The sequence below is a fragment of the Ferrimonas balearica genome (assembly GCF_019802085.1).
Taxonomy (GTDB): domain Bacteria; phylum Pseudomonadota; class Gammaproteobacteria; order Enterobacterales; family Shewanellaceae; genus Ferrimonas; species Ferrimonas balearica_B.
Map to the genome: position 1 here is coordinate 632,052 of NZ_JAHVHV010000002.1, position 23,200 is coordinate 655,251.

Consider the following 23,200-nt stretch of genomic DNA (forward strand, 5'->3'; position numbering starts at 1 on the left):
AAGTTGAATAAAACTGCCCTGTTAGTGCTCCAGGATGGGACTGTTTTCCGTGGTAAAGCTATAGGCGCGGGCGGTTCATCCGTTGGAGAAGTCGTTTTTAACACTTCCATGACCGGCTATCAAGAAATCCTGACTGATCCCTCCTATTCCCGACAAATCGTCACCCTCACCTATCCCCACATCGGCAACACCGGTGCCAACAACGAAGACGTTGAATCCTCCGCCATCCACGCCATGGGCCTGGTGATCCGCGACCTGCCGGTGCTGGCGTCCAACTTCCGCAGCGAAGAGAGCCTGTCCGATTACCTCAAGCGCCACAACGTGGTGGGCATCGCCGACATCGACACCCGCAAGCTGACCCGCATCCTTCGTGAGAAGGGCGCTCAGGCCGGCTGCATCCTGGTGGGGGACGCCACCGAAGCCAACATCGCCGAGGCCCTGAGCCAGGCCCAGGCCTTCCCCGGCCTGAAGGGGATGGATCTGGCCAAGGAGGTCACCGTGGCCAAGGGCTACAACTGGCGCAACGGCAGCTGGAAGCTGGTGGGCGGTCTGCCCTCCGACACCCCGGCCGAAGCGCTTAAGTACAAGGTGGTGGCCTACGACTACGGGGTGAAGCAGAACATCCTGAGGATGCTGGTGGATCGCGGCTGCGACGTGACCGTGGTGCCGGCCCAGACCCCGGCTGCCGAGGTGCTGGCGATGAACCCGGACGGCGTGTTCCTCTCCAACGGCCCCGGTGACCCGGAGCCCTGCGACTACGCCATCGAGGCGATCACCGAGATCCTGGGCACCGATGTCCCGGTGTTCGGCATCTGCCTGGGTCACCAGCTGCTGGCCCTGGCCTCCGGCGCCCAGACCATCAAGATGAAGTTTGGCCATCACGGCGGCAACCACCCGGTTCAGGACCTGGACCGCAACACCGTGATGATCACCGCCCAGAACCACGGTTTCGCCGTGGACGAGGCGACCCTGCCGGCCAACCTGCGCGCCACCCACAAGAGTCTGTTTGACGGCTCTTTGCAGGGCATTCATCGCACCGATAAGCCGGCGTTCTCCTTCCAGGGGCACCCGGAAGCAAGCCCCGGTCCGCACGACGCGGCCCCGCTGTTCGATCACTTCATCGAACTGATGGACACATTCAAGGCCCAGTAAGCACAGAGAAGAATAACGATGCCGAAACGTACAGACATTCAAAGCATTCTTATCCTGGGCGCTGGCCCCATCGTGATTGGTCAGGCCTGTGAGTTTGACTACTCCGGTGCCCAGGCCTGTAAGGCCCTGCGCGAAGAGGGTTACCGGGTGATCCTGGTCAACTCCAACCCGGCCACCATCATGACCGACCCGGAGATGGCCGACGCGACTTACATCGAGCCCATCCACTGGGAGGTGGTGCGCAACATCATTGCCAAGGAGCGCCCGGACGCCATCCTGCCCACCATGGGTGGCCAGACGGCGCTGAACTGCGCCCTGGAGCTGGAGTCCAAGGGGGTCCTGGAGGAGTTCGGTGTGGAGATGATCGGCGCCACCGCCGACGCCATCGACAAGGCCGAAGACCGCGCCCGCTTCGATAAGGCGATGAAATCCATCGGCCTGGAGTGCCCCCGCGCCGGCATCGCCCACTCCATGGAGGAGGCCTACGGCGTACTGGACCAGGTGGGTTTCCCCTGCATCATCCGCCCCTCCTTCACCATGGGCGGCTCCGGCGGCGGCATCGCCTACAACAAGGAGGAGTTCGAGGAGATCTGCACCCGCGGTCTGGACCTGTCCCCGACCAACGAGCTGCTGATCGACGAGTCTCTCATCGGTTGGAAAGAGTACGAGATGGAAGTGGTGCGCGATAAGGCGGACAACTGCATCATCGTCTGCGCCATCGAGAACTTCGACCCCATGGGCGTGCACACCGGTGACTCCATCACCGTGGCCCCGGCCCAGACCCTGACCGACAAGGAATACCAGCTGATGCGCAACGCCTCCATGGCGGTGCTGCGCGAAATCGGCGTGGAGACCGGCGGTTCCAACGTTCAGTTCGGCGTGAACCCGAAAGACGGCCGCATGGTGATCATCGAGATGAACCCGCGGGTGTCTCGCTCCTCCGCCCTGGCCTCCAAGGCCACCGGCTTCCCCATCGCCAAGATCGCCGCCAAGCTGGCGGTGGGCTTCACCCTGGATGAGCTGTCCAACGACATCACCGGTGGCGCGACTCCGGCCTCCTTTGAGCCCTCCATTGACTACGTGGTCACCAAGATCCCGCGCTTCAACTTCGAGAAGTTCGCCGGCTCCAACGACCGCCTGACCACCCAGATGAAGTCCGTGGGTGAGGTGATGGCGATTGGTCGCACCTTCCAGGAGTCCATGCAGAAAGCCCTGCGCGGCCTGGAAACCGGCAAGACCGGTTTCGACCCCATCGTCGACGTCAACGACAACGACGCCCTGGCCAAGATCCGCTACGAGCTGCAGGACGTGGGCGCCGACCGCCCCTGGTACATCGCCGACGCCTTCCGTGCCGGCCTGTCCATGGACGCCATCTTCAAGATCACTAACATCGACCCCTGGTTCCTGGTGCAGATTGAGGAGCTGGTGAAGCTGGAAGAGCAGGTGCAGACCCGCGGTTTCGCCGGCCTGGACTACGACTTCCTGCGCAACCTCAAGCGCAAGGGCTTCTCCGACGCCCGCCTGGCCACCCTGCTGGGGGTGTCCGAGGGCGAGGTGCGCAAGCTGCGCCACCGTCACGAGCTGTTCCCGGTCTACAAGCGGGTGGACACCTGTGCCGCCGAGTTCGCCACCGACACCGCCTACATGTACTCCACCTACGAGGAGGAGTGTGAGGCCAATCCGTCTGACAAGGACAAGATCATGGTGATCGGCGGGGGCCCGAACCGCATCGGCCAGGGCATCGAGTTCGACTACTGCTGTGTGCACGCCGCCCTGGCGATGCGCGAAGACGGGTACGAGACCATCATGGTCAACTGCAACCCGGAGACCGTGTCCACCGACTACGACACCTCCGACCGTCTCTACTTCGAGTCCATCACCCTGGAAGACGTGCTGGAGATTGTCCGCGTTGAACAGCCCAAGGGCGTCATTGTCCAGTACGGCGGTCAGACCCCGCTGAAACTGGCCCGTGCCCTGGAAGCGGCCGGTGTGCCGATCATCGGCACCTCCCCGGACGCCATCGACCGTGCCGAGGACCGCGAACGCTTCCAGCAGGCGGTAGAGCGCCTGGGCCTGCGCCAGCCTGAGAACAGCACCGTGACCACCGTCGAGCAGGCGGTGCGCGAAGCGGAGCGCATCGGCTACCCGCTGGTGGTGCGCCCCTCCTACGTGCTCGGTGGCCGTGCCATGGAGATCGTCTACGACGAGGCGGACCTGCGCCGCTACTTCAATGAGGCGGTCAGCGTGTCCAACGAGTCGCCGGTCCTGCTGGACCGCTTCCTGGACGACGCCACCGAGGTGGACGTGGACGCCATCTGCGACGGCACCGACGTGGTGATCGGCGGCATCATGGAGCACATCGAGCAGGCCGGGGTGCACTCCGGTGACTCCGGTTGCTCTTTGCCGCCCTACACCCTGAGCGCCGCCATCCAGGACGAGATGCGCGAACAGTGCCGCAAGCTGGCCCTGGAGCTGGGCGTAGTGGGCCTGATGAACATCCAGTTCGCGGTGAAGGACAACGTGGTGTACCTCATCGAGGTGAACCCCCGTGCCGCACGGACCGTGCCCTTCGTCTCCAAGGCCATCGGCGCCCCGGTGGCCAAGATCGCCGCTCGAGTGATGGCCGGCAAGACCCTCAAGGAGCAGGGCTTCACCCAGGAGATCATCCCGCCCTACTACTCCGTCAAGGAAGTGGTGCTGCCGTTCAACAAGTTCCCGGGCGTGGATCCGCTGCTGGGCCCCGAGATGCGCTCTACCGGTGAGGTGATGGGCGTAGGTGACACCTTCGCCGAGGCCTACGCCAAGGCGCAGCTGGGCGCCATCAAGGACGTGCCGAAAGAGGGCCGTGCACTGCTGTCCGTCCGTCAGGGCGACAAGCGTCGCGTGGCGGACCTGGCACAGAAATTGGTGGAGCTGGGTTACGAGCTGGACGCCACCCACGGCACCGCCGTGGCCCTGGGCGAAGCGGGCATCAACCCGCGCCTGGTGAACAAGGTGCACGAAGGCCGTCCGCACATCCTGGACCGCATCAAGAACGGCGAGTACAGCTACATCGTGAACACCACCGAGGGTCGTCAGGCCATCGAGGATTCCCGACAGCTGCGCCGCGGTGCCCTTCAACACAAGGTGAACTACACCACCACCATGAACGCCGCCTTTGCCTCCTGCATGGCCCACACTGCGGATGACCGCAGCAACGTGGCCTCGGTGCAGGAGCTGCACAAGCGCAGCAAAGGCTAAGCCTGCGCGGGATTCTCCCGCCGGCTGAACGCCAGTAGAACAAAACGCCGGACGGGATGACCCGCCGGCGTTTTGCTATTACAATCTGGGCAAAGGTGACATTCCCCGAACTTCCCCAACTCGCCCATTCGCGTCTGGTTCAATCCGGACGGGGCGGGTTTTTGCTGGAGACAAAGACAAGATTATGAGTCAGGTACCCATGACGGTGCGCGGCGCTGAGCTGCTGCGCGAAGAGCTGGATCATCTCAAGCACACCAGGCGACCGAAGATCACCGAGGCCATTGCGGCGGCCCGTGAACTGGGCGATCTGAAGGAGAACGCCGAGTACCACGCGGCCCGCGAAGAGCAGGGGCTGACCGAAGCCCGCATTCGCGACATCGAAGGCAAGCTGTCGGTGGCCCAGGTCATCGACGTCACCAAGATCCCCAACAACGGCCGGATCATCTTCGGTGCCACCGCCACGCTGCTGAACGTGGAGACCGACGACGAGGTGACCTACCGCATCGTGGGTGACGACGAGGCGGACCTCAAAGCCGGGCTCATCTCCGTTAACTCCCCCATCGCCCGCGCCATGATTGGCAAGGAGCTGGACGACGTGCTGGTGGTGAACGCCCCCTCCGGCGACATCGAGTACGAGGTGGTCGAGGTGCAGTACCTCTGACGCCATGCGGACACGAAAAAGCCGCCCTGGGGGCGGCTTTTTTGATGCGTCGGCCGGGCGTGCTCAGCGCGCGCGGGGCAGCTCAATCTTGGGCTCGGCCGCCGGGCGGTACAGCACCTGGACGTGGCCAATCACCTGGACCTCGATGGCGCCGGTTTCCCGGGCGATGGCGTCCATGATGGCCCGCTTGGTTTCGCGGTCCTCGGTGGCGGCCTTCACCTTGATCAGCTCATGGTGATCCAGCGCCTGCTCGATCTCGGCCAGCACCCCTTCGGTCAGGCCGTTGGCGCCCAGCAGGACGACGGGACGCAGTTTGTGGGCCAGGCCCTTCAGGTACTGCTTTTGCTTATTGGTCAGTTGCGTCATCGGGCACTCTTTTTGACGTGGTGGACTTGAAAACGGCGTATTCTAGCGCCATCTATAGCCTAATACTAATGGTAGCGGTCGAAATGGGACCGATGCCGGAAACAACTCGGAGATGTCCCCCGCGGCATGACTAAGAAGAAACACAGTGCCAGCTCCAAGCGCTGGCTGACGGAGCACTTCGACGACCACTACGTCAAGAAGGCCCAGAAACAGGGTCTGCGATCCCGGGCGGTGTTCAAACTGGAGGAGATCCAGGGCAAGGACAAACTGCTCAAGCCCGGCATGGCCGTGGTGGATCTCGGGGCCGCCCCGGGGGGCTGGTCCCAGTACGCCACCGAGCAGGTAGGGCAGTCCGGGGTGGTGATCGCCTGTGACATTTTACCGATGGACCCCATCGCCGGCGTCGATTTCCTTCAGGGGGATTTTCGCGAGGAGGCGGTGCTCAATGCACTGCTGACCCGCATCGGCGATGACAAGGTGGATGTGGTGATGTCCGACATGGCCCCCAACTTCTCCGGCGCCGGTGCGGTAGACCAGCCGCGGGCCATGTACCTGGTGGAGCTGGCGTTCGACATGTGCCATCAGGTGCTGAAGAAAAACGGCGCCTTCGTGGTCAAAGTGTTCCAGGGGGAAGGCTTTGACCAATACTTGCAAGAGGTCCGATCCGCCTTTAGCAACGTAAAGATTCGTAAACCCGACAGCTCCCGGGCCCGCTCCCGGGAGGTCTACATTGTGGCTAACGGTTACAAAGGGTAAGCTAACCCGAATAAACCAAGGAATATGCGAGGTCCCATACCTTGAGTGACATGGCAAAGAATTTGATCCTGTGGCTGGTGATTGCCGTGGTGCTGATGACGGTGTTCCAGGGGTACTCCCCGACATCCCGCACCAATAACGCCATGGATTACGGTACCTTCATCAGTGCCATCAATGATGGCCAGGTGGGTTCGGTGGAGTTCCAGCCCGATGGTACCACCATCAAGGGCCAGACCCGTGGCGGCGAGAAGTTCGTCACCTACATGCCGATCTACGACGAAGACCTGATCAACGACCTGTACAAGCAGAACGTGCAGATCAAGAGCCTTCCGCCGGAGCAGCCCAGCGTGCTGGCCCAGATCTTCATCTCCTGGTTCCCCATGCTCCTGCTGATCGGGGTGTGGATCTTCTTTATGCGTCAGATGCAGGGCGGCGGTGGCAAGGGCGCCATGTCCTTTGGCAAGAGCAAAGCCCGCCTGATGAGTGAAGACCAGATCAAGACCACCTTCGCCGACGTGGCCGGTTGCGACGAGGCCAAGGAGGAAGTGGCGGAACTGGTGGATTACCTGCGTGATCCCAGCAAGTTCCAGAAACTCGGTGGCAAGATCCCCACAGGTGTCCTGATGGTGGGCCCGCCGGGTACCGGTAAGACCCTGCTGGCCAAGGCCATCGCCGGTGAAGCCAAGGTGCCGTTTTTCACCATCTCGGGCTCCGACTTTGTCGAGATGTTCGTGGGTGTGGGCGCGTCTCGGGTTCGTGACATGTTCGACCAGGCGAAGAAATCCGCCCCCTGCATCATCTTTATCGATGAGATCGATGCCGTGGGTCGTCAGCGTGGCGCTGGCCTGGGTGGCGGTCACGATGAGCGTGAGCAAACCCTCAACCAGATGTTGGTGGAGATGGACGGCTTCGAAGGCAACGAGGGCATCATCGTCATCGCCGCCACCAACCGTCCCGACGTGCTGGACCCGGCGCTGCTGCGTCCTGGCCGTTTCGACCGTCAGGTGACCGTGGGTCTGCCGGACGTGCGCGGTCGTGAGCAAATTCTCAAGGTGCACATGCGCAAGGTGCCCCTGGCCGAAGGTGTCGATGCGGCGGTGATCGCTCGCGGCACCCCCGGTTTCTCCGGTGCCGATCTGGCCAACCTGGTGAACGAGGCCGCGCTCTTTGCTGCCCGCTCCTCCAAGCGTCTGGTGGCGATGGAAGAGTTCGAGAAGGCCAAAGACAAGATCATGATGGGCGCCGAACGCCGCTCCATGGTGATGTCCGAGGACGAGAAGAAGATGACCGCCTACCACGAGGCCGGTCACGCCATTGTCGGTCGCATGGTGCCGGAGCACGATCCGGTCTACAAAGTCTCCATCATTCCCCGTGGTCGCGCCCTGGGTGTCACCATGTACCTGCCGGAGCAGGACCGCTGGAGCCACTCCAAGCAGCACCTGGAGTCGATGATCTCAAGCCTCTACGGCGGGCGGATTGCCGAGCAGCTGATCTACGGTGATGCCAAGGTTACCACCGGCGCCTCCAACGACATCGAACGGGCCACCGAGATTGCCCGCAAGATGGTGACCCAGTGGGGTCTGTCTGAGAAGCTGGGACCGATGAACTACGCCGAAGAGGATGGTGAGGTGTTCCTGGGCCGCTCCATGGCCAAGGCCAGCCACATGTCAGACGAGACGGCGCAGATGATCGACGAGGAGGTGAAGGAGTTCATCGACCGCAACTACGAGCGGGCCCGCCAGATCCTGGTGGACAACATGGACATCCTCCACTCCATGACCGACGCGCTGATGAAGTACGAGACCATCGACGCCAAGCAGATCGACGACCTTATGGAGCGCCGCGATGTGCGTCCGCCGGCGGACTGGACCGACAGCGACTCGGGCAATGACAAGCCCACCGGTGGTGCTCCGGCCGAAGAGCCCCAGGTGGAAGAGCCGGTGGCCGCTAAGACCGACGTCAACGCGGACAAGGGCAGCGAAGCCCCGGCCAAGTAACCCAGGCCCAATAAGAAAACCCCGCTCAGCGGGGTTTTTTGTTTGAGGAACAGCCATTGAATACGCTCCAATGCGGCCAGCGAACGCTGGATCTGTCATCCCCGAAGATCATGGGGATCGTCAACGTAACCCCCGACTCCTTCTCCGACGGCGGCCAACATCATCAGCAGGCGGCGGCGGTCAGTCACGCTTTGCGCCTGATGGAGGAGGGCGCCACCATTCTCGATATTGGCGGAGAGTCCACCCGGCCCGGTGCCGCAGACGTGGCCCTGGAGGACGAGTTGGCCCGCACCGTGCCGGTGATACGTGCGCTGCGCCAACAGTTGCCCCAGACGGTGCTTATCTCCATCGACACATCCAAAGCCGAAGTGATGCGTCAGGCGGTCGCGGCCGGTGCCGACATCATCAACGACGTGCGGGCTTTGCGCGAGCCTGGCGCGCTGGAAGCGGCGGCCCAGACCGAGGCGGGGATCTGCCTGATGCACATGCAGGGCCAGCCCCGTACCATGCAGGAAAGTCCCCAATACCGGGATCTCTACGGTGAGGTCGGCGCCTTTTTGGCTGAGCGGGTGGCCGCCTGTGAAGCGGCCGGCATTGACCGCTCGCGACTGATGCTGGACCCGGGCTTCGGTTTCGGCAAGACTCGGGAACATAACTACCGTCTGCTGGCGAACCTCCGGCAACTGCAGCACCTTGGGCTACCTTTGCTCATTGGGCTGTCCCGGAAGCGGATGATTGGCGAGTTGCTGGGCCGTGACACCCACGAGCGCGTGGTGGGCAGCGTGACCGCCGCCCTGCTGGCCGCCCAACAAGGGGCCCCGGTGCTGCGCGTGCATGATGTGGCGGCGACCCGGGATGCGCTGATGATCTGGGAGGCGGTACAAGCCCATCGAGATTAGGGAGGTGGCCATGGCGAGGGCCTATTTCGGAACGGACGGGATCCGCGGGCGGGTTGGCGAAGGGGTGATCACCCCAGAGTTCGCGGTGCGGCTGGGCTGGGCCGCGGGCAAGGTGCTCTCCTCGCGAGGGACGCGAAAAGTGCTGATCGGCAAGGACACCCGCATCAGTGGCTACCTACTGGAGTCGGCGCTGGAAGCCGGCTTCAGTGCCGCAGGGGTGGATGTCGCGCTCACCGGGCCCATGCCCACCCCCGCCATCGCCTACCTGACCCGGACCTTCCGGGCCGAAGCGGGCGTGGTGATCAGTGCCTCCCACAACCCCTACTACGACAACGGCATCAAGTTCTTCTCCGCCGATGGCACCAAACTGGCGGACGACATCGAGCTGGCCATCGAGGCGATGCTGGCTCAACCCATCGAATGCGCCGAATCCCATCGACTGGGCAAGGCCACCCGCATTGACGATGCCGCCGGGCGCTACATCGAGTTTTGTAAGAGTCACTTCCCCGGGGAGTTGACCCTGTCGGGCGTCAATTTGGTTCTCGACTGTGCGCACGGTGCCGGCTACCACATCGCCCCGGCGGTGTTCAGTGAGTTGGGGGCAAAGGTCCACACCCTGGGGGTGAGTCCCAACGGCCTCAACATCAATGACGGTGTGGGCGCCACCGCCCCCGAAGCACTGGCCCAGCGGGTGGTGGCCGAGCAGGCCCAGCTCGGCATTGCACTGGATGGCGATGGCGATCGCCTGATCATGGTGGACGCCACCGGCCAGGTGGTCGATGGCGATCAGCTTCTCTATGTCCTGGCCAAAGACGCCCAGCAAAGAGAGCGGGCCATTGGCGGTGTGGTGGGGACCCTAATGACCAATATGGCGCTGGAGCAGCGGCTGGCACAGATGGGGCTGCCCTTTACCCGGGCCAAAGTGGGCGATCGCTACGTGATGGAAACCCTCAAGGAGCGCGGGTGGCGCCTGGGCGGGGAAAGCTCGGGCCATCTGCTGGACTTGGACCACGTTTCCACCGGGGACGGCATCGTGGCCGCCTTGCTGGTAGTGGCGGCGCTGCTGCGCAGCGGTCAGAGCCTGGCTCAAGCGGTGGCCGAGTGCCCTCTGTGGCCCCAGGTGCTGATCAACGTGCCCTACCAGGTGGGGGGGCAGGATCCCTTGAAAGACCCGCAACTGAGGGCCGCAGAGCAGGCGGCGCAAACCACCCTGGCCGGCCAGGGGAGGGTGCTGCTGCGAAAATCCGGCACCGAACCGGTGCTGAGGGTGATGGTGGAGGGCGCCGACGCCACCCTGGTGCAGACCCTGGCCCAGGGGATCGCCAATAGCGTGAAATGACCAAGTTCTCGACGGGTTGCACATTCCTTGCGCGAACGGTTTGGGCCCGCTGGAATTGTCGCTAATATGCCTTGTAACTTACAGGTCAGTTAGATATTATCTCGCCCGCTTTCACAGGAGATGTCTATGGCCCTCAGACGCCCTATGGTGGCTGCCAACTGGAAAATGGATGGCAGTCGACAGCTGGCGCAAGAGCTGTTCGAAAAGTTTCGCCAGCTCAAGGATGATTCCGTTGAAGTTGTCCTTTGTCCGCCAAGCATCTATCTGGACGGCGTGCAGCAGCAGTATGAAGCCAATCGTGCCGAGTTGTCCGATTGCCTCATTCGGCTCGGTGGCCAGAACTTAAGCCACCACGAATTCGGTGCCTACACCGGGGAAACCTCCGGCAGGATGCTTAAAGAATTCGGCTGCAACTATGTTATCATCGGTCACTCCGAACGCCGTCGTATGTACGGAGAGACCAGCGATATCGTGGCGGATAAATTCGCCATGGCGCAGAAGATGGGATTGACCCCGATCCTCTGTGTGGGGGAGTCCCTCCCGGCTCGCGAAGCGAACCGCACCTTTGAGGTGATTGCCGGAGAGTTGGACGCCGTGATCAACAAGCATGGCACCCTGGCCTTCGATAACGCGGTGATTGCCTATGAGCCCTTGTGGGCCATCGGCACCGGAAAGAGCGCCACCCCTGAGCAGGCTCAGGAAGTGCACGCCTACATCCGTCGCCGGCTGTCGGAAGTCTCTCCCTATATCGGTGAGAACATCCGAATCCTCTACGGAGGCAGTGTCAAAGCCAGCAACGCGGCGGACCTGTTTTCCCAGCCGGATGTCGACGGTGGATTAGTCGGCGGTGCGAGCTTAAACGCCAGCGAATTTACAACGCTGTGTCGCATCGCCTCAGAAGCGGAATGAGCGAAAAATGTTCGAGATTCTGATGGTTGTTTACCTGCTGGTAGCGCTGGGCATCATTGGCCTGGTACTGATTCAGCAGGGCCAGGGTGCAGGCATGGGTGCCTCTTTCGGTGCCGGCGCATCTGCCACTCTGTTTGGTTCCAGTGGTTCAGGTAACTTCCTGACCCGCACGACTGCCGTACTGGCAACCGTGTTCTTCGTACTGAGCCTGGTGCTGGGTCGCATGTCTGCCCACTCCGCCAAGCCCACCGAAGAGTGGAACGAAATCAATGTTCCCGTTGTGGAACAGCCTGCCGACGATGTGCCGGCCGGCGACGTGCCTAACTGAACACGCAAAAGAATCAGTTAACTCTGTGCCGAGGTGGTGGAATTGGTAGACACGCCATCTTGAGGGGGTGGTGAGCTATGCTCGTGCGGGTTCAAGTCCCGCTCTCGGCACCATTTTTCGGAAAGTCGGAAGTTCCGGTTTTCCAGCGAATATTGCGTCAGCTTACCGGCCCCGGTATACTGTTCGCCGATATTGACGCGGGGTGGAGCAGCCTGGTAGCTCGTCGGGCTCATAACCCGAAGGTCGTCGGTTCAAATCCGGCCCCCGCAACCACTTTCCCATCATCACTTTAGTGTGAAGAGAGTGTCGCCACTGCTCAGCGGCACTGTCGATAGGAATTGCCGGTATCGAAACCTGACTGCCCGGTTTGGATACCGCCTCGCGGCCATTGAGCCTTGTCGAAAGACAAAGAAACCGTGGCGAGGACGGTGGCGCTGTGAGCGTCGATGCGAAAGCCGCATCAGGACAGGGTTCAGTCATCTTAAAGCCCCGTTTCAAACCGGGGTTTTTTGTTATCTGGCCCCTAGGGTTTGGCTATCCTAGATAGTCGGGTGACTGGGCTTTTTAGCCCTTTTTTTGTTTTAGAGGGGAAACCCATGTCAACAATGGAACAGCGCCTGACTGAGATGCTCACCGAGCCGGTTGAGGCTCTGGGTTACCAGCTGTGGGGGATCCAGTTTGTCCGCGCGGGCAACCACTCCACTCTGCGCCTGTTTATCGAACACGAGAACGGCATCACCGTCGACGACTGTGCTGCCGTCAGCCGCCAGGTGGGCGCCGTGCTGGATGTGGAAGATCCCATCAGCACGGAATACAACCTGGAGGTCTCCTCTCCCGGGCTGGACCGGCCCCTGTTTACCGCTGCGCATTACGAGCGCTACATCGGCAATGAAGCGGTGCTGGTGCTGAACATGCCCATGGATGGAAAGCGAAAGTGGCAGGGAGAGATTGTCGCCGTCGAGGGCGACATGGTGACACTGCGACACAATGATAGCGATCAGGTGCTGGCCCTGCCCAATGTGCAGAAGGCCCACCTGATCCATAAGTTTTAATGGTTTCAGGGTGAAACGAGGCTGACGATGAGCAAAGAGATCCTGTTAGTTGCCGAGGCGGTGTCCAACGAGAAGGCGGTGCCCCGGGAAAAGATTTTTGAGGCGCTGGAGTTCGCCCTGGCGACCGCGACCAAGAAAAAGCAAGAGCTTGAGATTGATGTCCGTGTGGCCATCGATCAGAAAACCGGCGAGTTCGATACCTTCCGTCGCTGGGAGGTGATTGAGGACGACGCCGAGATGGAAGTCCCCACTCGCCAGGTGTTCCTCTCCGCGGCCCGCGCCATGGAAGAGGACGAGAGCATCGAGGTGGGCGATTTTGTTGAAGAGCAGATCGAGTCCATCACCTTCGACCGCATCACCACCCAGACCGCCAAGCAGGTGATCGTGCAGAAAGTGCGCGAAGCCGAGCGTGCCCAGGTGGTGGAGCAGTTCAAGGACAAAGAGGGTGAGCTGATCACCGGCGTGGTGAAGAAGGTCAACCGTGACTCCGTCATCATCGATCTGGGCAACAACGCCGATGCGGTGCTGTTCCGTGAAGAGATGCTGCCCCGGGAGAACTTCCGTCCCGGCGATCGGGTTCGCGCCCTGCTGCACTCCGTGCGCCTGGAGTCCCGTGGCTCTCAGCTGTTCCTGACCCGCTCCCGCCCCGAGATGCTGATCGAACTGTTCCGTATTGAGGTGCCGGAGATTGGTGAAGAGATGATCGAGATCGTGGGCGCTGCCCGGGATCCGGGCTCCCGCGCCAAGATTGCGGTGAAGTCCAACGACAAGCGCATCGATCCCGTCGGTGCCTGTGTCGGCATGCGCGGTGCTCGGGTTCAGGCCGTTTCCGGCGAGCTCGGCGGTGAGCGCATCGACATCGTGCTGTGGAACGAAAACAGCGCCCAGTACGTCATCAACGCCATGGCCCCGGCAGACGTCTCCTCCATCGTGGTGGACGAGGATGCCAAGTCCATGGACGTGGCCGTCGAGCAGGACAGCCTGGCCCAGGCCATCGGTCGTAACGGCCAGAACGTGCGCCTGGCTTCTCAGGTGACCGGCTGGGAACTGAACGTGATGACCACCGAAGAGATGCAGGAGAAGCATCAGGCCGAGTCCTCCAAGATGGTGACCCAGTTTATGGAGGCCCTGGACATCGATGAAGAGTTTGCCGAGGTGCTGGTGGACGAAGGCTTCACCAGCCTCGAAGAGATCGCCTACGTACCGGTGAACGAACTGCTGGAAATTGAAGGGCTGGATGAAGAGACCGTGGAGGCGCTGCGTGAGCGGGCCAAGGCGGCTCTGACCACCGCAGCCCTGGCGTCCGAGGAAGCGCTGGATGGCGCTGAGCCGGCGGACGACCTGCTTAACCTTGAGGGGATGGAGCGCCACCTGGCCTTTGTAATGGCCAGCCGTGGGGTGGTGACTCTGGAAGACCTTGCCGATCAGGGTATCGACGATCTGAGCGATATCGAAGAACTGAGCGAAGAGAAAGCCGGCGAGCTGATCATGGCGGCTCGTAACATTTGCTGGTTCGGCGAAGACGCCTGAGTCGGTCAACGGAGGAATTGAAAGAATGACAGCGAAAACCGTAGAAGCGCTGGCCACTGAAGTGGGCAAGCCGGTTGATCGACTTTTGGCCCAATTTGCCGAAGCAGGGATCAGCAAAAAAGCGGGCGACGGCGTCAGTGAGGAGGAGAAGCAGAAGCTGCTGGCTCACCTCTCTGAGCAGCACGGTGGCAAATCCGAGCCCACCCGCATGACCCTGCAGCGCAAGACCCGCTCCACTCTGAACGTGGCCGGCACCGGCGGCAAGAGCAAGTCGGTCCAGGTCGAGGTGCGTAAGAAGCGAACCTACGTCAAGCGCAGCGCGCTGGACGAAGAGCGGGCCAAAGAGGAACAGGCTCAGCGTGAAGCCGAAGAGCTCGCTCAACGTGAAGCGGCAGAGCAGGCCAAGCGCGAAGCCGCCGCCCAAGCCAAGCGCGATGCCGAAGAGAAAGCCAAGCGCGACGCCGAAATGAAGGCCCAGCGTGAAGCGGAAGCCAAGCGTAAAGCGGAAGAGGCCAAAGCCGACCCCGAGGCCGTGGCAGCCGAAGAGCAAGCCAAGAAAGAGGCAGCAGCATTGTTACAAGCCCAGGAAGCCGAAGCCGCACGTAAGGCTGAAGAGCAAGCCCAGCAAAAAGCCGAGGAAGCCAAGCGTCTGGCCGAAGAGAACGCCCAGCGTTGGGCCGAAGAGGAAGCCAAGCGTAAGGAACAGGAGAAGTCCGGGGATTACCACGTGACCACCTCCGCCGCGGCCCGTGCTGCGGAAGATCAGCAGGACGCCAAGGCCGAGCGCAGTGGCCCCCGCCGCAAGAAGAAAGCGGCCGGCGATCGTGGCCCGGGTGGTCGTAACGACCGCCGTGGCGGTCGCGGCAAGCGCGGCGTTCGCGCCCCGTCCACCATGCAGCACGGCTTCCAGAAGCCGGCAGAGAAAGTGGTCCGTGACGTTGAGATCGGCGAAACCATCACCGTGGCCGAGCTGGCCAACAAAATGGCGGTGAAAGCCACCGAGATCATCAAGACCATGATGAAGATGGGCTCCATGGTGACCATCAACCAGGTGATCGATCAGGAGACCGCCCAGCTGGTGGCCGAAGAGATGGGTCACAAGGTGGTGCTGCGCAACGAGAACGAACTGGAAGACGCGGTAATGGCGGATCGGGATACCGAAGCCGAAACCGTTGACCGTGCTCCGGTGGTGACCATCATGGGTCACGTTGACCACGGTAAGACCTCTCTGCTGGATTACATCCGTGCCGCCAAGGTGGCCTCCGGTGAGGCCGGTGGCATTACCCAGCACATCGGTGCCTACCACGTCGAAACCGACAACGGCATGATCACCTTCCTGGATACCCCGGGTCACGCCGCCTTTACCAGCATGCGTGCCCGTGGTGCCAAGGCCACCGACATCGTGGTTCTGGTGGTGGCGGCCGATGACGGCGTTATGCCCCAGACCATTGAGGCGATCCAACACGCCAAGGCGGCCGGTGTGCCCCTGGTAGTGGCGGTGAACAAGATGGATAAGGAAACCGCGGATCCGGATCGTGTGAAGACCGAGCTGTCCCAGCACGAGGTGATCCCGGAAGACTGGGGTGGCGAGCACATGTTCGTCCACGTTTCCGCCAAGTCCGGCATGGGCATCGACGAGCTGCTCGAAGGCATCCTGCTGCAGTCCGAAGTACTGGAGCTGACCGCCCGCAAAGAGGGCATGGCCCGCGGCGTGGTAATCGAATCCCGCCTGGACAAGGGCCGCGGCCCGGTGGCCTCCGTACTGGTTCAGGAAGGCACCCTGCGTCAGGGTGACATCGTTCTGTGTGGCCTGGAGTACGGCCGGGTGCGCGCCATGCGTGACGAGAACGGTAAGGTGATTGAGGAAGCCGGCCCCTCCATTCCGGTGGAGATCCTCGGCCTGTCCGGTGTACCGGCCGCCGGTGACGAAGCCACCGTGGTACGGGACGAGAAGAAGGCCCGTGAAGTGGCGCTGCACCGTCAGGGCAAGTTCCGCGAAGTGAAGCTGGCACGACAGCAGAAGGCCAAGCTGGAGAACATGTTCACCAACATGACCGCCGGCGACGTCTCCGAACTGAACGTGGTACTGAAAGCCGACGTGCAGGGCTCCCTGGAAGCCATCGCCGATTCCCTGGTGAAGCTCTCCACCGACGAGGTGAAGGTCAACATCATCGGTCGTGGCGTGGGCGGGATCACCGAGACCGACGCCTCCCTGGCGGCCGCCTCCAACGCCATCATCGTGGGCTTCAACGTCCGTGCCGATGCCGTGGCCCGTCGCACCGTGGACAACGAGAACCTGGACCTGCGCTACTACAGCGTGATCTATGATTTGATCGACGAAGTGAAGCAGGCCATGAGCGGCATGCTGGCGCCGGAGTTCAAGCAGGAGATCATCGGTCTGGCGGAAGTGCGTGACGTGTTCAAGTCGCCCAAGATCGGCGCCGTGGCCGGCTGTATGGTGACCGAGGGCATCGTGAAGCGTAACGCCCCGATCCGTGTACTGCGCGAGAACGTGGTGATCTACGAAGGCGAACTGGAATCCCTGCGCCGCTTCAAGGACGACGTCCAGGAAGTGCGCAGCGGCATGGAGTGTGGTATCGGCGTGAAGAACTACAACGACGTGAAGGTCGGCGACCAGATCGAAGTGTTCGAAACCGTCGAAGTGAAACGCACACTGTAAAGAGACAGACAAGAGGGGCTGCGGCCCCTCTTTTTGGTAGAGGTTTATGGCAAGAGAATTCAGTCGAGCCCGCCGCGTCGGCCAGCAGCTCCAGCGCGAGCTGGCGATGATCATCCAGCGGGAGATCCGCGATGACCGCCTGGGCATGGTGACCGTAAACGCGGTAGAGGTGTCCCGGGACATGGGCTACGCCAAGGTGTTTGTCACCTTCCTGGACGACAGCCCGGAATCGGTCAAGCGTCAGATGGACGCGCTGCTGGAGCTGGCCCCCCAGATCCGCACCCTGGCCGCATCCCAGGTCAAGATGCGGGTGATGCCGGAGCTGCGCTTCACCTACGACAAGTCCCTGGTGGAGGGCATTCGCATGGCCAGCCTGGTCAGCCAGGCCCGCAGCGAAGACGAGGCCAAGGCGGACAAGTTCGGTCGTGAAGACGACGAGGAGCAGCAGTAATGGGTCGCCGTCGACAACGGGGCCGTCCGGTGGACGGCGTGCTGCTGCTGGACAAGCCGGCGGGGATCAGCTCCAACGACGCCCTGCAGAAGGTCAAGCGCATCTACAACGCCGCCAAGGCCGGTCACACCGGTGCCCTGGATCCCCTGGCCACCGGCATGCTGCCGATCTGCCTGGGAGAGGCCACTAAGTTTTCCCAGTACCTGCTGGAAGCGGACAAGCGCTACGTCGTGGTGGCCAAGCTGGGGGTGCGCACCACCACCAGTGACGCCGACGGCGAAGTGGTGTCGGAGCGTCCGGTGAGCGTCACCCTGGATCAGCTCAATGCCGCTCTGGATGGCTTCCGTGGGGAGACCATGCAGGTGCCCTCCATGTACTCGGCGCTCAAGTACCAGGGCCAACCCCTGTACAAGTACGCCCGGGAAGGCATCGAGGTGCCCCGGGAGGCCCGCCCCATCAATGTGTACGAGCTGGTGCTCAACCGCTTTGATGGCGACGAGGTGGAGCTGGACGTGCACGTGTCCAAGGGCACCTACATCCGCACCATCGTCGACGACCTCGGGGAAGTGCTGGGCTGTGGCGCTCACGTCACGGCACTGCGACGCACCCAGGTGGCCGGTTACCCCTACGCCCGCATGGTCACCCTGGAGCAGATCCAGAACCTGCTGGACCAGGCGCTGGATCAGGAGCGCAAACCCAAGGAGCTGCTGGATCCCCTGCTGCTGCCCATGGACACCGCGGTGGCCACGCTACCGGAGGTGAACATGAACGAGCTGGTGGCCAGCTACCTGCTGCAGGGCCAGCCGGTGCAGATCCCCGGCGCGCCCCAGGAGGGCTCGGTACGCCTGACCGTGGGCGAGCAGCGGGTGTTTGTGGGCCTCGGCGCCATCGACGATGACGGCCTGGTGGCCCCCAAGCGCCTGATCAACCTCCAGCAAGGTTGAGTTGGGTTAGGGAACCCGCTACAATGTCGCGCCTTCGAGCTGAGTTAGTGATCGGCCCGGAGCGAATTACGCATTTTTTGGAGATATGACTATGTCACTAAGCGCAGAAGCAAAAGCAAAGATCCTGGCTGAGTTTGGCCGCGGCGAAAACGACACCGGTTCCCCGGAAGTTCAGATCGCTCTGCACACTTACCAGATCAACCACCTGCAAGATCACTTCAAGCAGCACATCCACGACCACCACAGCCGTCGCGGTCTGCTGCGCATGGTTGCTCAGCGTCGTAAGATGCTGGACTACCTGAAGCGCAAAGACGTTGCTCGCTACCAGGAGCTGATCGCCAAGCTGGGTCTGCGTCGCTAAGTCGAGCCAAGTTTGGGAAAAGGGCGCCGTCAGGCGCCCTTTTCTTTTGTCCGTCGTCCGCCTTTTGGGGACCGCCGTTGCCTGTCCGCTAAGGTATTGGTAGTTTGTGCCCCTCTCGAGCCTGCGGAGCCCCGTCCATGTTTCACTACGCCATCCTGGCCCATCCCGGCCACAACCGGATCTACTTCCAGACCGCCCTGGCGGTGGCCAATCACGAGATCGAGGCCATCATGGCAGGGCAGGGGATCACCCTCCGGCGCTTTACCGAGTTGACCCTGGGGTTGCCCGCCTGCATCAGTTTCGAGACCGACCAGGCCATCGAGGGGGAGGCCCTCAAAGCCCTGGCCGCCGCATCGCTGTTCTACGCCCTGTTCCAGATCCATGAGGACGGTCGGTTGAGCCCGGTGGCAGCGCCGCAGTGGCAGCACTTCCCCGAAAGCCTGAGTCAAATCCTCAAATACACCGGCAAAACCAACGAGCAGTTCACCCGCCTGATGGTGAACCTGGCCCACAGCGCCTGCCGCACCGGCAGTGAGCGTCTGCGCCTGGTGGATCCCATGTGCGGCAAGGGCACCACCCTCTACGAGGGGCTCATTCACGGGTTTGACGTGGAGGGGATAGAGATCAACACCAAGTGGGTGCAGGAGATCCAGGCCTACATGGTGAAGTTTCTCAAAACCGGCAAGTACAAGCACAAGCTGGTTAAGGCCAAGCGCAACGACGCCAAGGGCAAGAAGGTGGCGGATCAGCTGGTGATCGAGACCGCCGCGGACAAGGCGGATTACGCCGCCGGCCGGGTGCAGCAGTTCAAGCTGTGTGGTGCCGACACCCGCCAGGCCCAGTGGCTGCTCAAGCGCAACAGCTGCGACCTGCTGGTGTCAGACCTGCCCTACGGCGTCCAGCACGGCAGCAAAAACGCCAAGGACACCAAGCTGGACCGCAGCGCCCTGACCCTGCTCGAGGAGGCCCTGCCCGGCTGGCACCAGGGACTCAAATCCGGCGGCGCCCTGGCCCTGTCCTTCAATGAGTTCACCATGAAATGGAAAGAGGTGGCCGAACTGTTGGCGCACCAGGGGTTTGAGGTGCTCGACACCCCGCCCTACACCGGCTTTTTGCACCGGGTGGACCAGTCCATCAATCGCAACCTGATCCTGGCGGTGAAGGCCTAGGGGACGGGATGACCGCCCTTTTTGACCTGACTGTACCCAACTGCCCCGGTGCCCATGGCCCCGGGGCAGACTTTTTCTTAGCCAGCGCCCCCGCTTAGCTATCTTTCAGGGCGGTTTGAAGTATACTAACGGGCGAATTTCAAGGTAAAAAACGAGTTAAGGAATCAGCCAGTGAATCCCGTCATTAAGAGCTTCCCGTACGGCCAGCACACGGTCACCCTGGAAACCGGCGTTATCGCCCGTCAAGCCGACGCCGCCGTTCTGGCCAGCATCGGCGACACCACCGTTCTGGTGAGTGTGGTAGGTAAGAAATCCGTTAACCCGGGTCAGGACTTCTTCCCCCTCACCGTGAACTACCAGGAGAAGACCTACGCCGCCGGTAAGATCCCGGGGGGTTTCTTCAAGCGTGAAGGTCGTCCGGCCGAAGGGGAAACCCTGACCGCGCGTCTGATCGACCGCCCCATTCGCCCGCTGTTCCCCAAAGGCTTCATGAACGAAGTCCAGGTCGTGGCCACCGTGGTTTCCGTTGAGCCCGCCGTCTCCCCCGACGTGGTGGCCATGATCGGCACCTCCGCCGCCCTGTCCCTGTCCGGCATCCCCTTCAATGGCCCCATCGGCTGTGCTCGCGTGGGTTACCGTGACGGTGAATACCTGCTGAACCCCTCCGTTGAGGATCTGAAGACTTCCCAGCTGGATCTGGTCGTCGCCGGTACCGAAAGCGCCGTGCTGATGGTGGAGTCCGAGGCCGAGGTGCTGTCCGAAGAGGTGATGCTGGGTGCCGTGATGTTCGGTCACCAGGCTCAGCAGACCGTGATCCAGGCGATCAACGAACTGAAAGCCGAAGCCGGTAAGCCGGTTTGGGACTGGACTGCCCCGGAGAAAAACCTGGATCTGGAAGCCAAGGTTGCCGAGGTTGCGACCGACGGTATGCGTGATGCTTACACCACCACCGACAAGATGGCCCGCATCGAGAAGATCAACGCCGTGAAAGCCGCTGCCAAAGAGGCGATCCTGGCCGAAAACCCGGAGCAGGACGAAGCTGAAATCGGTGGCATGCTGAGCAGCCTGGAGAAGTCCGTGGTTCGTGGCCGCATCATCGCTGGTGAGCCGCGCATCGACGGCCGTGACACCAAGATGATCCGTGCCCTGTCCGTGCTGCCGGGCGTGCTGCCCCGCACCCACGGTTCCGCCCTGTTCACCCGTGGCGAAACCCAGGCCCTGGTGACCGCCACCCTAGGCACCGAGCGCGATGGCCAGATCATCGACGAGCTGGTGGGTGAGCGCACCGACCGCTTCATGCTGCACTACAACTTCCCTCCCTACTGTGTGGGTGAGACCGGCTTTATGGGCTCGCCGAAGCGTCGCGAGATTGGCCACGGTAAACTGGCCAAGCGTGGCGTTCAGGCCGTGATGCCCACCGCCGAGGAGTTCCCCTACACCGTTCGTGTGGTGTCCGAGATCACCGAGTCCAACGGCTCCTCCTCCATGGCTTCCGTATGCGGTACCTCCCTGGCCCTGATGGACGCCGGTGTGCCGATCAAGGCCTCCGTGGCTGGCATCGCCATGGGTCTGGTGAAAGAGGGCGAGAACTTCGTCGTGCTGTCCGACATCCTGGGTGACGAAGATCACCTGGGTGACATGGACTTTAAAGTGGCCGGTACCCGTGAAGGTGTGACCGCCCTGCAGATGGACATCAAGATCGAAGGCATCACTCAGGAGATCATGCAGATCGCCCTGAAGCAGGCCTTCGAAGCCCGGGTGCACATCCTGGGTGTGATGGACGAGGCCCTGCCCAGTGCCCGTGCTGAGCTGTCCGACCACGCGCCGCGTATCACCACCATCAAGATCCACCCGGACAAGATCCGTGATGTGATCGGTAAGGGCGGTGTCACCATCCGTGCCCTGACCGAAGAGACCGGCACCACCATCGAGATCGAAGACGATGGTACCGTCAAGGTGGCCTCCACCGATGGCGCCGCCGCCAAAGAGGCGATCCGCCGCATCGAGGAGATCACCTCCGACGTGGAAGAGGGCCGCATCTACAAGGGCAAAGTGGTTCGCATCGTCGACTTCGGTGCCTTCGTCAACATTCTGCCGGGCAAAGACGGTCTGGTGCACATCTCCCAGATCTGCGAGGAGCGCATCAACAACGTTTCCGAGCACCTGGAGCTGGGTCAGGAAGTGGACGTGAAGGTGATCGAAGTGGACCGTCAGGGCCGCATCCGTCTCTCCATCAAGGAAGCGGCAGCCAAGCCGGCCGCCGAGTAAACGCCACGCCGTTTTATAAGGGAGCCTCAGGCTCCCTTTTTTCTCTCGGCCACTTGGTTAGACTGTGCTGAGAGACGCAAGGTAAGGAACCCGAACTTGATGAGCAAAACACGATGGATCCCGTTGCTGACGGCGATGGCTCTGGCCCTGGGGGGCTGTGCCAGTACCGGTCAGCAGAGCGAGCGGAACCCCACCTTGCCCCTGGTCACGCCCCAGCAGCCGGATCCCCAGGTGGAGATCGCCCTGGCCAAGCTGACCGAGCTGCTGCAGGTGCCGGATCTGACGGACGAGCAGCGGGCCCGTTTCCTCTACGACCGTGGGATCCGCTATGACAGCGTGGGACTGCGCACCCTGGCGCGCATCGACTTCAGTCGTGCCCTGCAGCTGCAGCCCGGCTTCCCCGACGTCTACAACTTCATGGGGATCTACTACACCCAGGCCCAGGAGTTCGACCAGGCCTACGAGGCCTTCGATGCGGTGATGGAGCTGGACCCCCAGTACAGCTACGCCTACCTCAACCGGGGGATCGCCCTCTACTACGGCGGCCGGCCCCAACTGGCGGTGGCGGACCTGGAAACCTTCTTCCTCGCCGATCAGGACGATCCCTACCGGGTGATCTGGCTCTATCTGGCGGAGCGCGAAGTCGACCCCGAGGCCGCCCTGGCCCGTCTGGGGTACAACCGCACCCAGCTGGATGACGCCAACTGGGCCACCTCGCTGGTGGATCTTTACCTCGATCGGGTGGAGCCCGCGGCGCTGCTGGCCAGCAGCCGGGACGGGGTGAGAAGCCAACGGGAGCTGGCGGAGCGCCTCTGTGAAGCCTACTTCTACCTGGGCAAACAGGCCCGACTCCAGGGACGGCCCAGCGAGGCGATCAACCTCTACAAGCTGGCCCTGGCCACCAACGTGTACGAGTTCGTCGAACACCGCTACGCCCTGGTGGAGATGCGGGAGATTGCCGAGGAGTCGCTGCAACAAGCGGAGTCCCAGCCCCCGCAAGCCGCTCAGTGAAGCCAAGCTCAAGCCGCCGTCAGGCGGCTTTTTTATTGCCCGGCGAAGGGCGTCCGGGCGCCTACTCGGGCCAAGGGGCGAAAACCA

Annotated in this window: 19 protein-coding genes and 2 tRNA genes; 20 read left to right on the forward strand and 1 reads right to left on the reverse strand. The window is 62.3% G+C overall.

Translation table 11 applies throughout. From position 1 onward, the window contains the following. Positions 1-3 precede the first annotated feature (3 nt). The 3 genes from carA (at position 4) to greA (ending at position 5,053) form a co-directional block, all read left to right on the forward strand. Complete coding sequence (gene carA, locus KUV81_RS11265) at positions 4-1,152, forward strand: glutamine-hydrolyzing carbamoyl-phosphate synthase small subunit (protein ID WP_222543956.1); 1,149 nt, start codon at positions 4-6, stop codon at positions 1,150-1,152. A gap of 18 nt (positions 1,153-1,170) precedes the next feature. Continuing rightward, entirely contained in the window at positions 1,171-4,392 is a 3,222-nt protein-coding gene (carB, locus tag KUV81_RS11270; RefSeq protein ID WP_222543957.1) for a carbamoyl-phosphate synthase large subunit, read from the forward strand. A gap of 184 nt (positions 4,393-4,576) precedes the next feature. Next, positions 4,577-5,053 carry a transcription elongation factor GreA gene (gene greA, locus KUV81_RS11275; protein ID WP_222543958.1) on the forward strand — a complete coding sequence of 159 codons (477 nt, stop codon included), beginning with the start codon at positions 4,577-4,579 and terminating at the stop codon, positions 5,051-5,053. Between the two features lie 63 nt (positions 5,054-5,116). Here the strand turns inward: greA and yhbY are convergent, their stop codons facing one another. After that, a complete protein-coding gene (gene yhbY, locus KUV81_RS11280; RefSeq protein WP_222543959.1) occupies positions 5,117-5,419 on the reverse strand; it encodes a ribosome assembly RNA-binding protein YhbY in 303 nt (100 codons plus the stop codon). A gap of 126 nt (positions 5,420-5,545) precedes the next feature. Here yhbY and rlmE point away from each other — a divergent pair, with 126 nt between their 5' ends. The 17 genes from rlmE to nlpI all read left to right on the forward strand — a co-directional run bounded on the left by rlmE (position 5,546) and on the right by nlpI (position 23,113). Beyond that, complete coding sequence (gene rlmE, locus KUV81_RS11285; protein ID WP_222543960.1) at positions 5,546-6,175, forward strand: 23S rRNA (uridine(2552)-2'-O)-methyltransferase RlmE; 630 nt, start codon at positions 5,546-5,548, stop codon at positions 6,173-6,175. A gap of 41 nt (positions 6,176-6,216) precedes the next feature. Further along, positions 6,217-8,172, forward strand: coding sequence for an ATP-dependent zinc metalloprotease FtsH (ftsH, locus tag KUV81_RS11290; protein ID WP_409995566.1), 1,956 nt, complete (start codon positions 6,217-6,219; stop codon positions 8,170-8,172). Between the two features lie 110 nt (positions 8,173-8,282). Beyond that, the gene (gene folP, locus KUV81_RS11295) at positions 8,283-9,071 is read left to right on the forward strand and encodes a dihydropteroate synthase (RefSeq protein WP_222544249.1); all 789 of its coding nucleotides are present in this window, start codon (positions 8,283-8,285) and stop codon (positions 9,069-9,071) included. 10 nt (positions 9,072-9,081) lie between these two features. Further along, positions 9,082-10,410 (forward strand): phosphoglucosamine mutase, encoded by a 1,329-nt coding sequence (gene glmM / locus KUV81_RS11300; protein ID WP_222543962.1) that lies wholly within the window; start codon positions 9,082-9,084, stop codon positions 10,408-10,410. 126 nt (positions 10,411-10,536) lie between these two features. Beyond that, on the forward strand, positions 10,537-11,319 hold the full coding sequence (gene tpiA, locus KUV81_RS11305; RefSeq protein ID WP_222543963.1) for a triose-phosphate isomerase: 783 nt from the start codon (positions 10,537-10,539) through the stop codon (positions 11,317-11,319). 7 nt (positions 11,320-11,326) lie between these two features. Continuing rightward, positions 11,327-11,647: a preprotein translocase subunit SecG gene (gene secG / locus KUV81_RS11310; RefSeq protein ID WP_222543964.1), complete on the forward strand. Its 321-nt coding sequence runs from the start codon at positions 11,327-11,329 to the stop codon at positions 11,645-11,647. A gap of 27 nt (positions 11,648-11,674) precedes the next feature. Continuing rightward, positions 11,675-11,760 (forward strand) — tRNA-Leu (locus KUV81_RS11315). Positions 11,761-11,843: 83 nt separating this feature from the next. Continuing rightward, positions 11,844-11,920 (forward strand) — tRNA-Met (locus KUV81_RS11320). A 323-nt stretch (positions 11,921-12,243) separates the two neighbouring features. Then, positions 12,244-12,699: a ribosome maturation factor RimP gene (gene rimP / locus KUV81_RS11325; RefSeq protein WP_222543965.1), complete on the forward strand. Its 456-nt coding sequence runs from the start codon at positions 12,244-12,246 to the stop codon at positions 12,697-12,699. A gap of 27 nt (positions 12,700-12,726) precedes the next feature. After that, positions 12,727-14,229, forward strand: a complete 1,503-nt coding sequence (gene nusA, locus KUV81_RS11330; protein ID WP_222543966.1) for a transcription termination factor NusA — start codon at positions 12,727-12,729, stop codon at positions 14,227-14,229. Positions 14,230-14,254: 25 nt separating this feature from the next. After that, positions 14,255-16,909 carry a translation initiation factor IF-2 gene (gene infB / locus KUV81_RS11335; RefSeq protein ID WP_222543967.1) on the forward strand — a complete coding sequence of 885 codons (2,655 nt, stop codon included), beginning with the start codon at positions 14,255-14,257 and terminating at the stop codon, positions 16,907-16,909. Between the two features lie 46 nt (positions 16,910-16,955). Continuing rightward, a complete protein-coding gene (gene rbfA, locus KUV81_RS11340) occupies positions 16,956-17,360 on the forward strand; it encodes a 30S ribosome-binding factor RbfA (protein WP_222543968.1) in 405 nt (134 codons plus the stop codon). Further along, complete coding sequence (gene truB / locus KUV81_RS11345) at positions 17,360-18,304, forward strand: tRNA pseudouridine(55) synthase TruB (RefSeq protein WP_222543969.1); 945 nt, start codon at positions 17,360-17,362, stop codon at positions 18,302-18,304. The genes rbfA and truB overlap by 1 nt, the downstream gene beginning before the upstream one ends. 91 nt (positions 18,305-18,395) lie before the next feature. Beyond that, positions 18,396-18,665, forward strand: coding sequence for a 30S ribosomal protein S15 (gene rpsO, locus KUV81_RS11350; RefSeq protein WP_222543970.1), 270 nt, complete (start codon positions 18,396-18,398; stop codon positions 18,663-18,665). Between the two features lie 137 nt (positions 18,666-18,802). Continuing rightward, a complete protein-coding gene (locus KUV81_RS11355) occupies positions 18,803-19,834 on the forward strand; it encodes a TRM11 family SAM-dependent methyltransferase (protein WP_222543971.1) in 1,032 nt (343 codons plus the stop codon). Positions 19,835-20,005: 171 nt separating this feature from the next. Continuing rightward, complete coding sequence (pnp, locus tag KUV81_RS11360; RefSeq protein WP_222543972.1) at positions 20,006-22,102, forward strand: polyribonucleotide nucleotidyltransferase; 2,097 nt, start codon at positions 20,006-20,008, stop codon at positions 22,100-22,102. Positions 22,103-22,201: 99 nt separating this feature from the next. Next, positions 22,202-23,113, forward strand: coding sequence for a lipoprotein NlpI (gene nlpI / locus KUV81_RS11365; protein ID WP_222543973.1), 912 nt, complete (start codon positions 22,202-22,204; stop codon positions 23,111-23,113). The last annotated feature ends 87 nt before the right edge of the window (positions 23,114-23,200 follow it).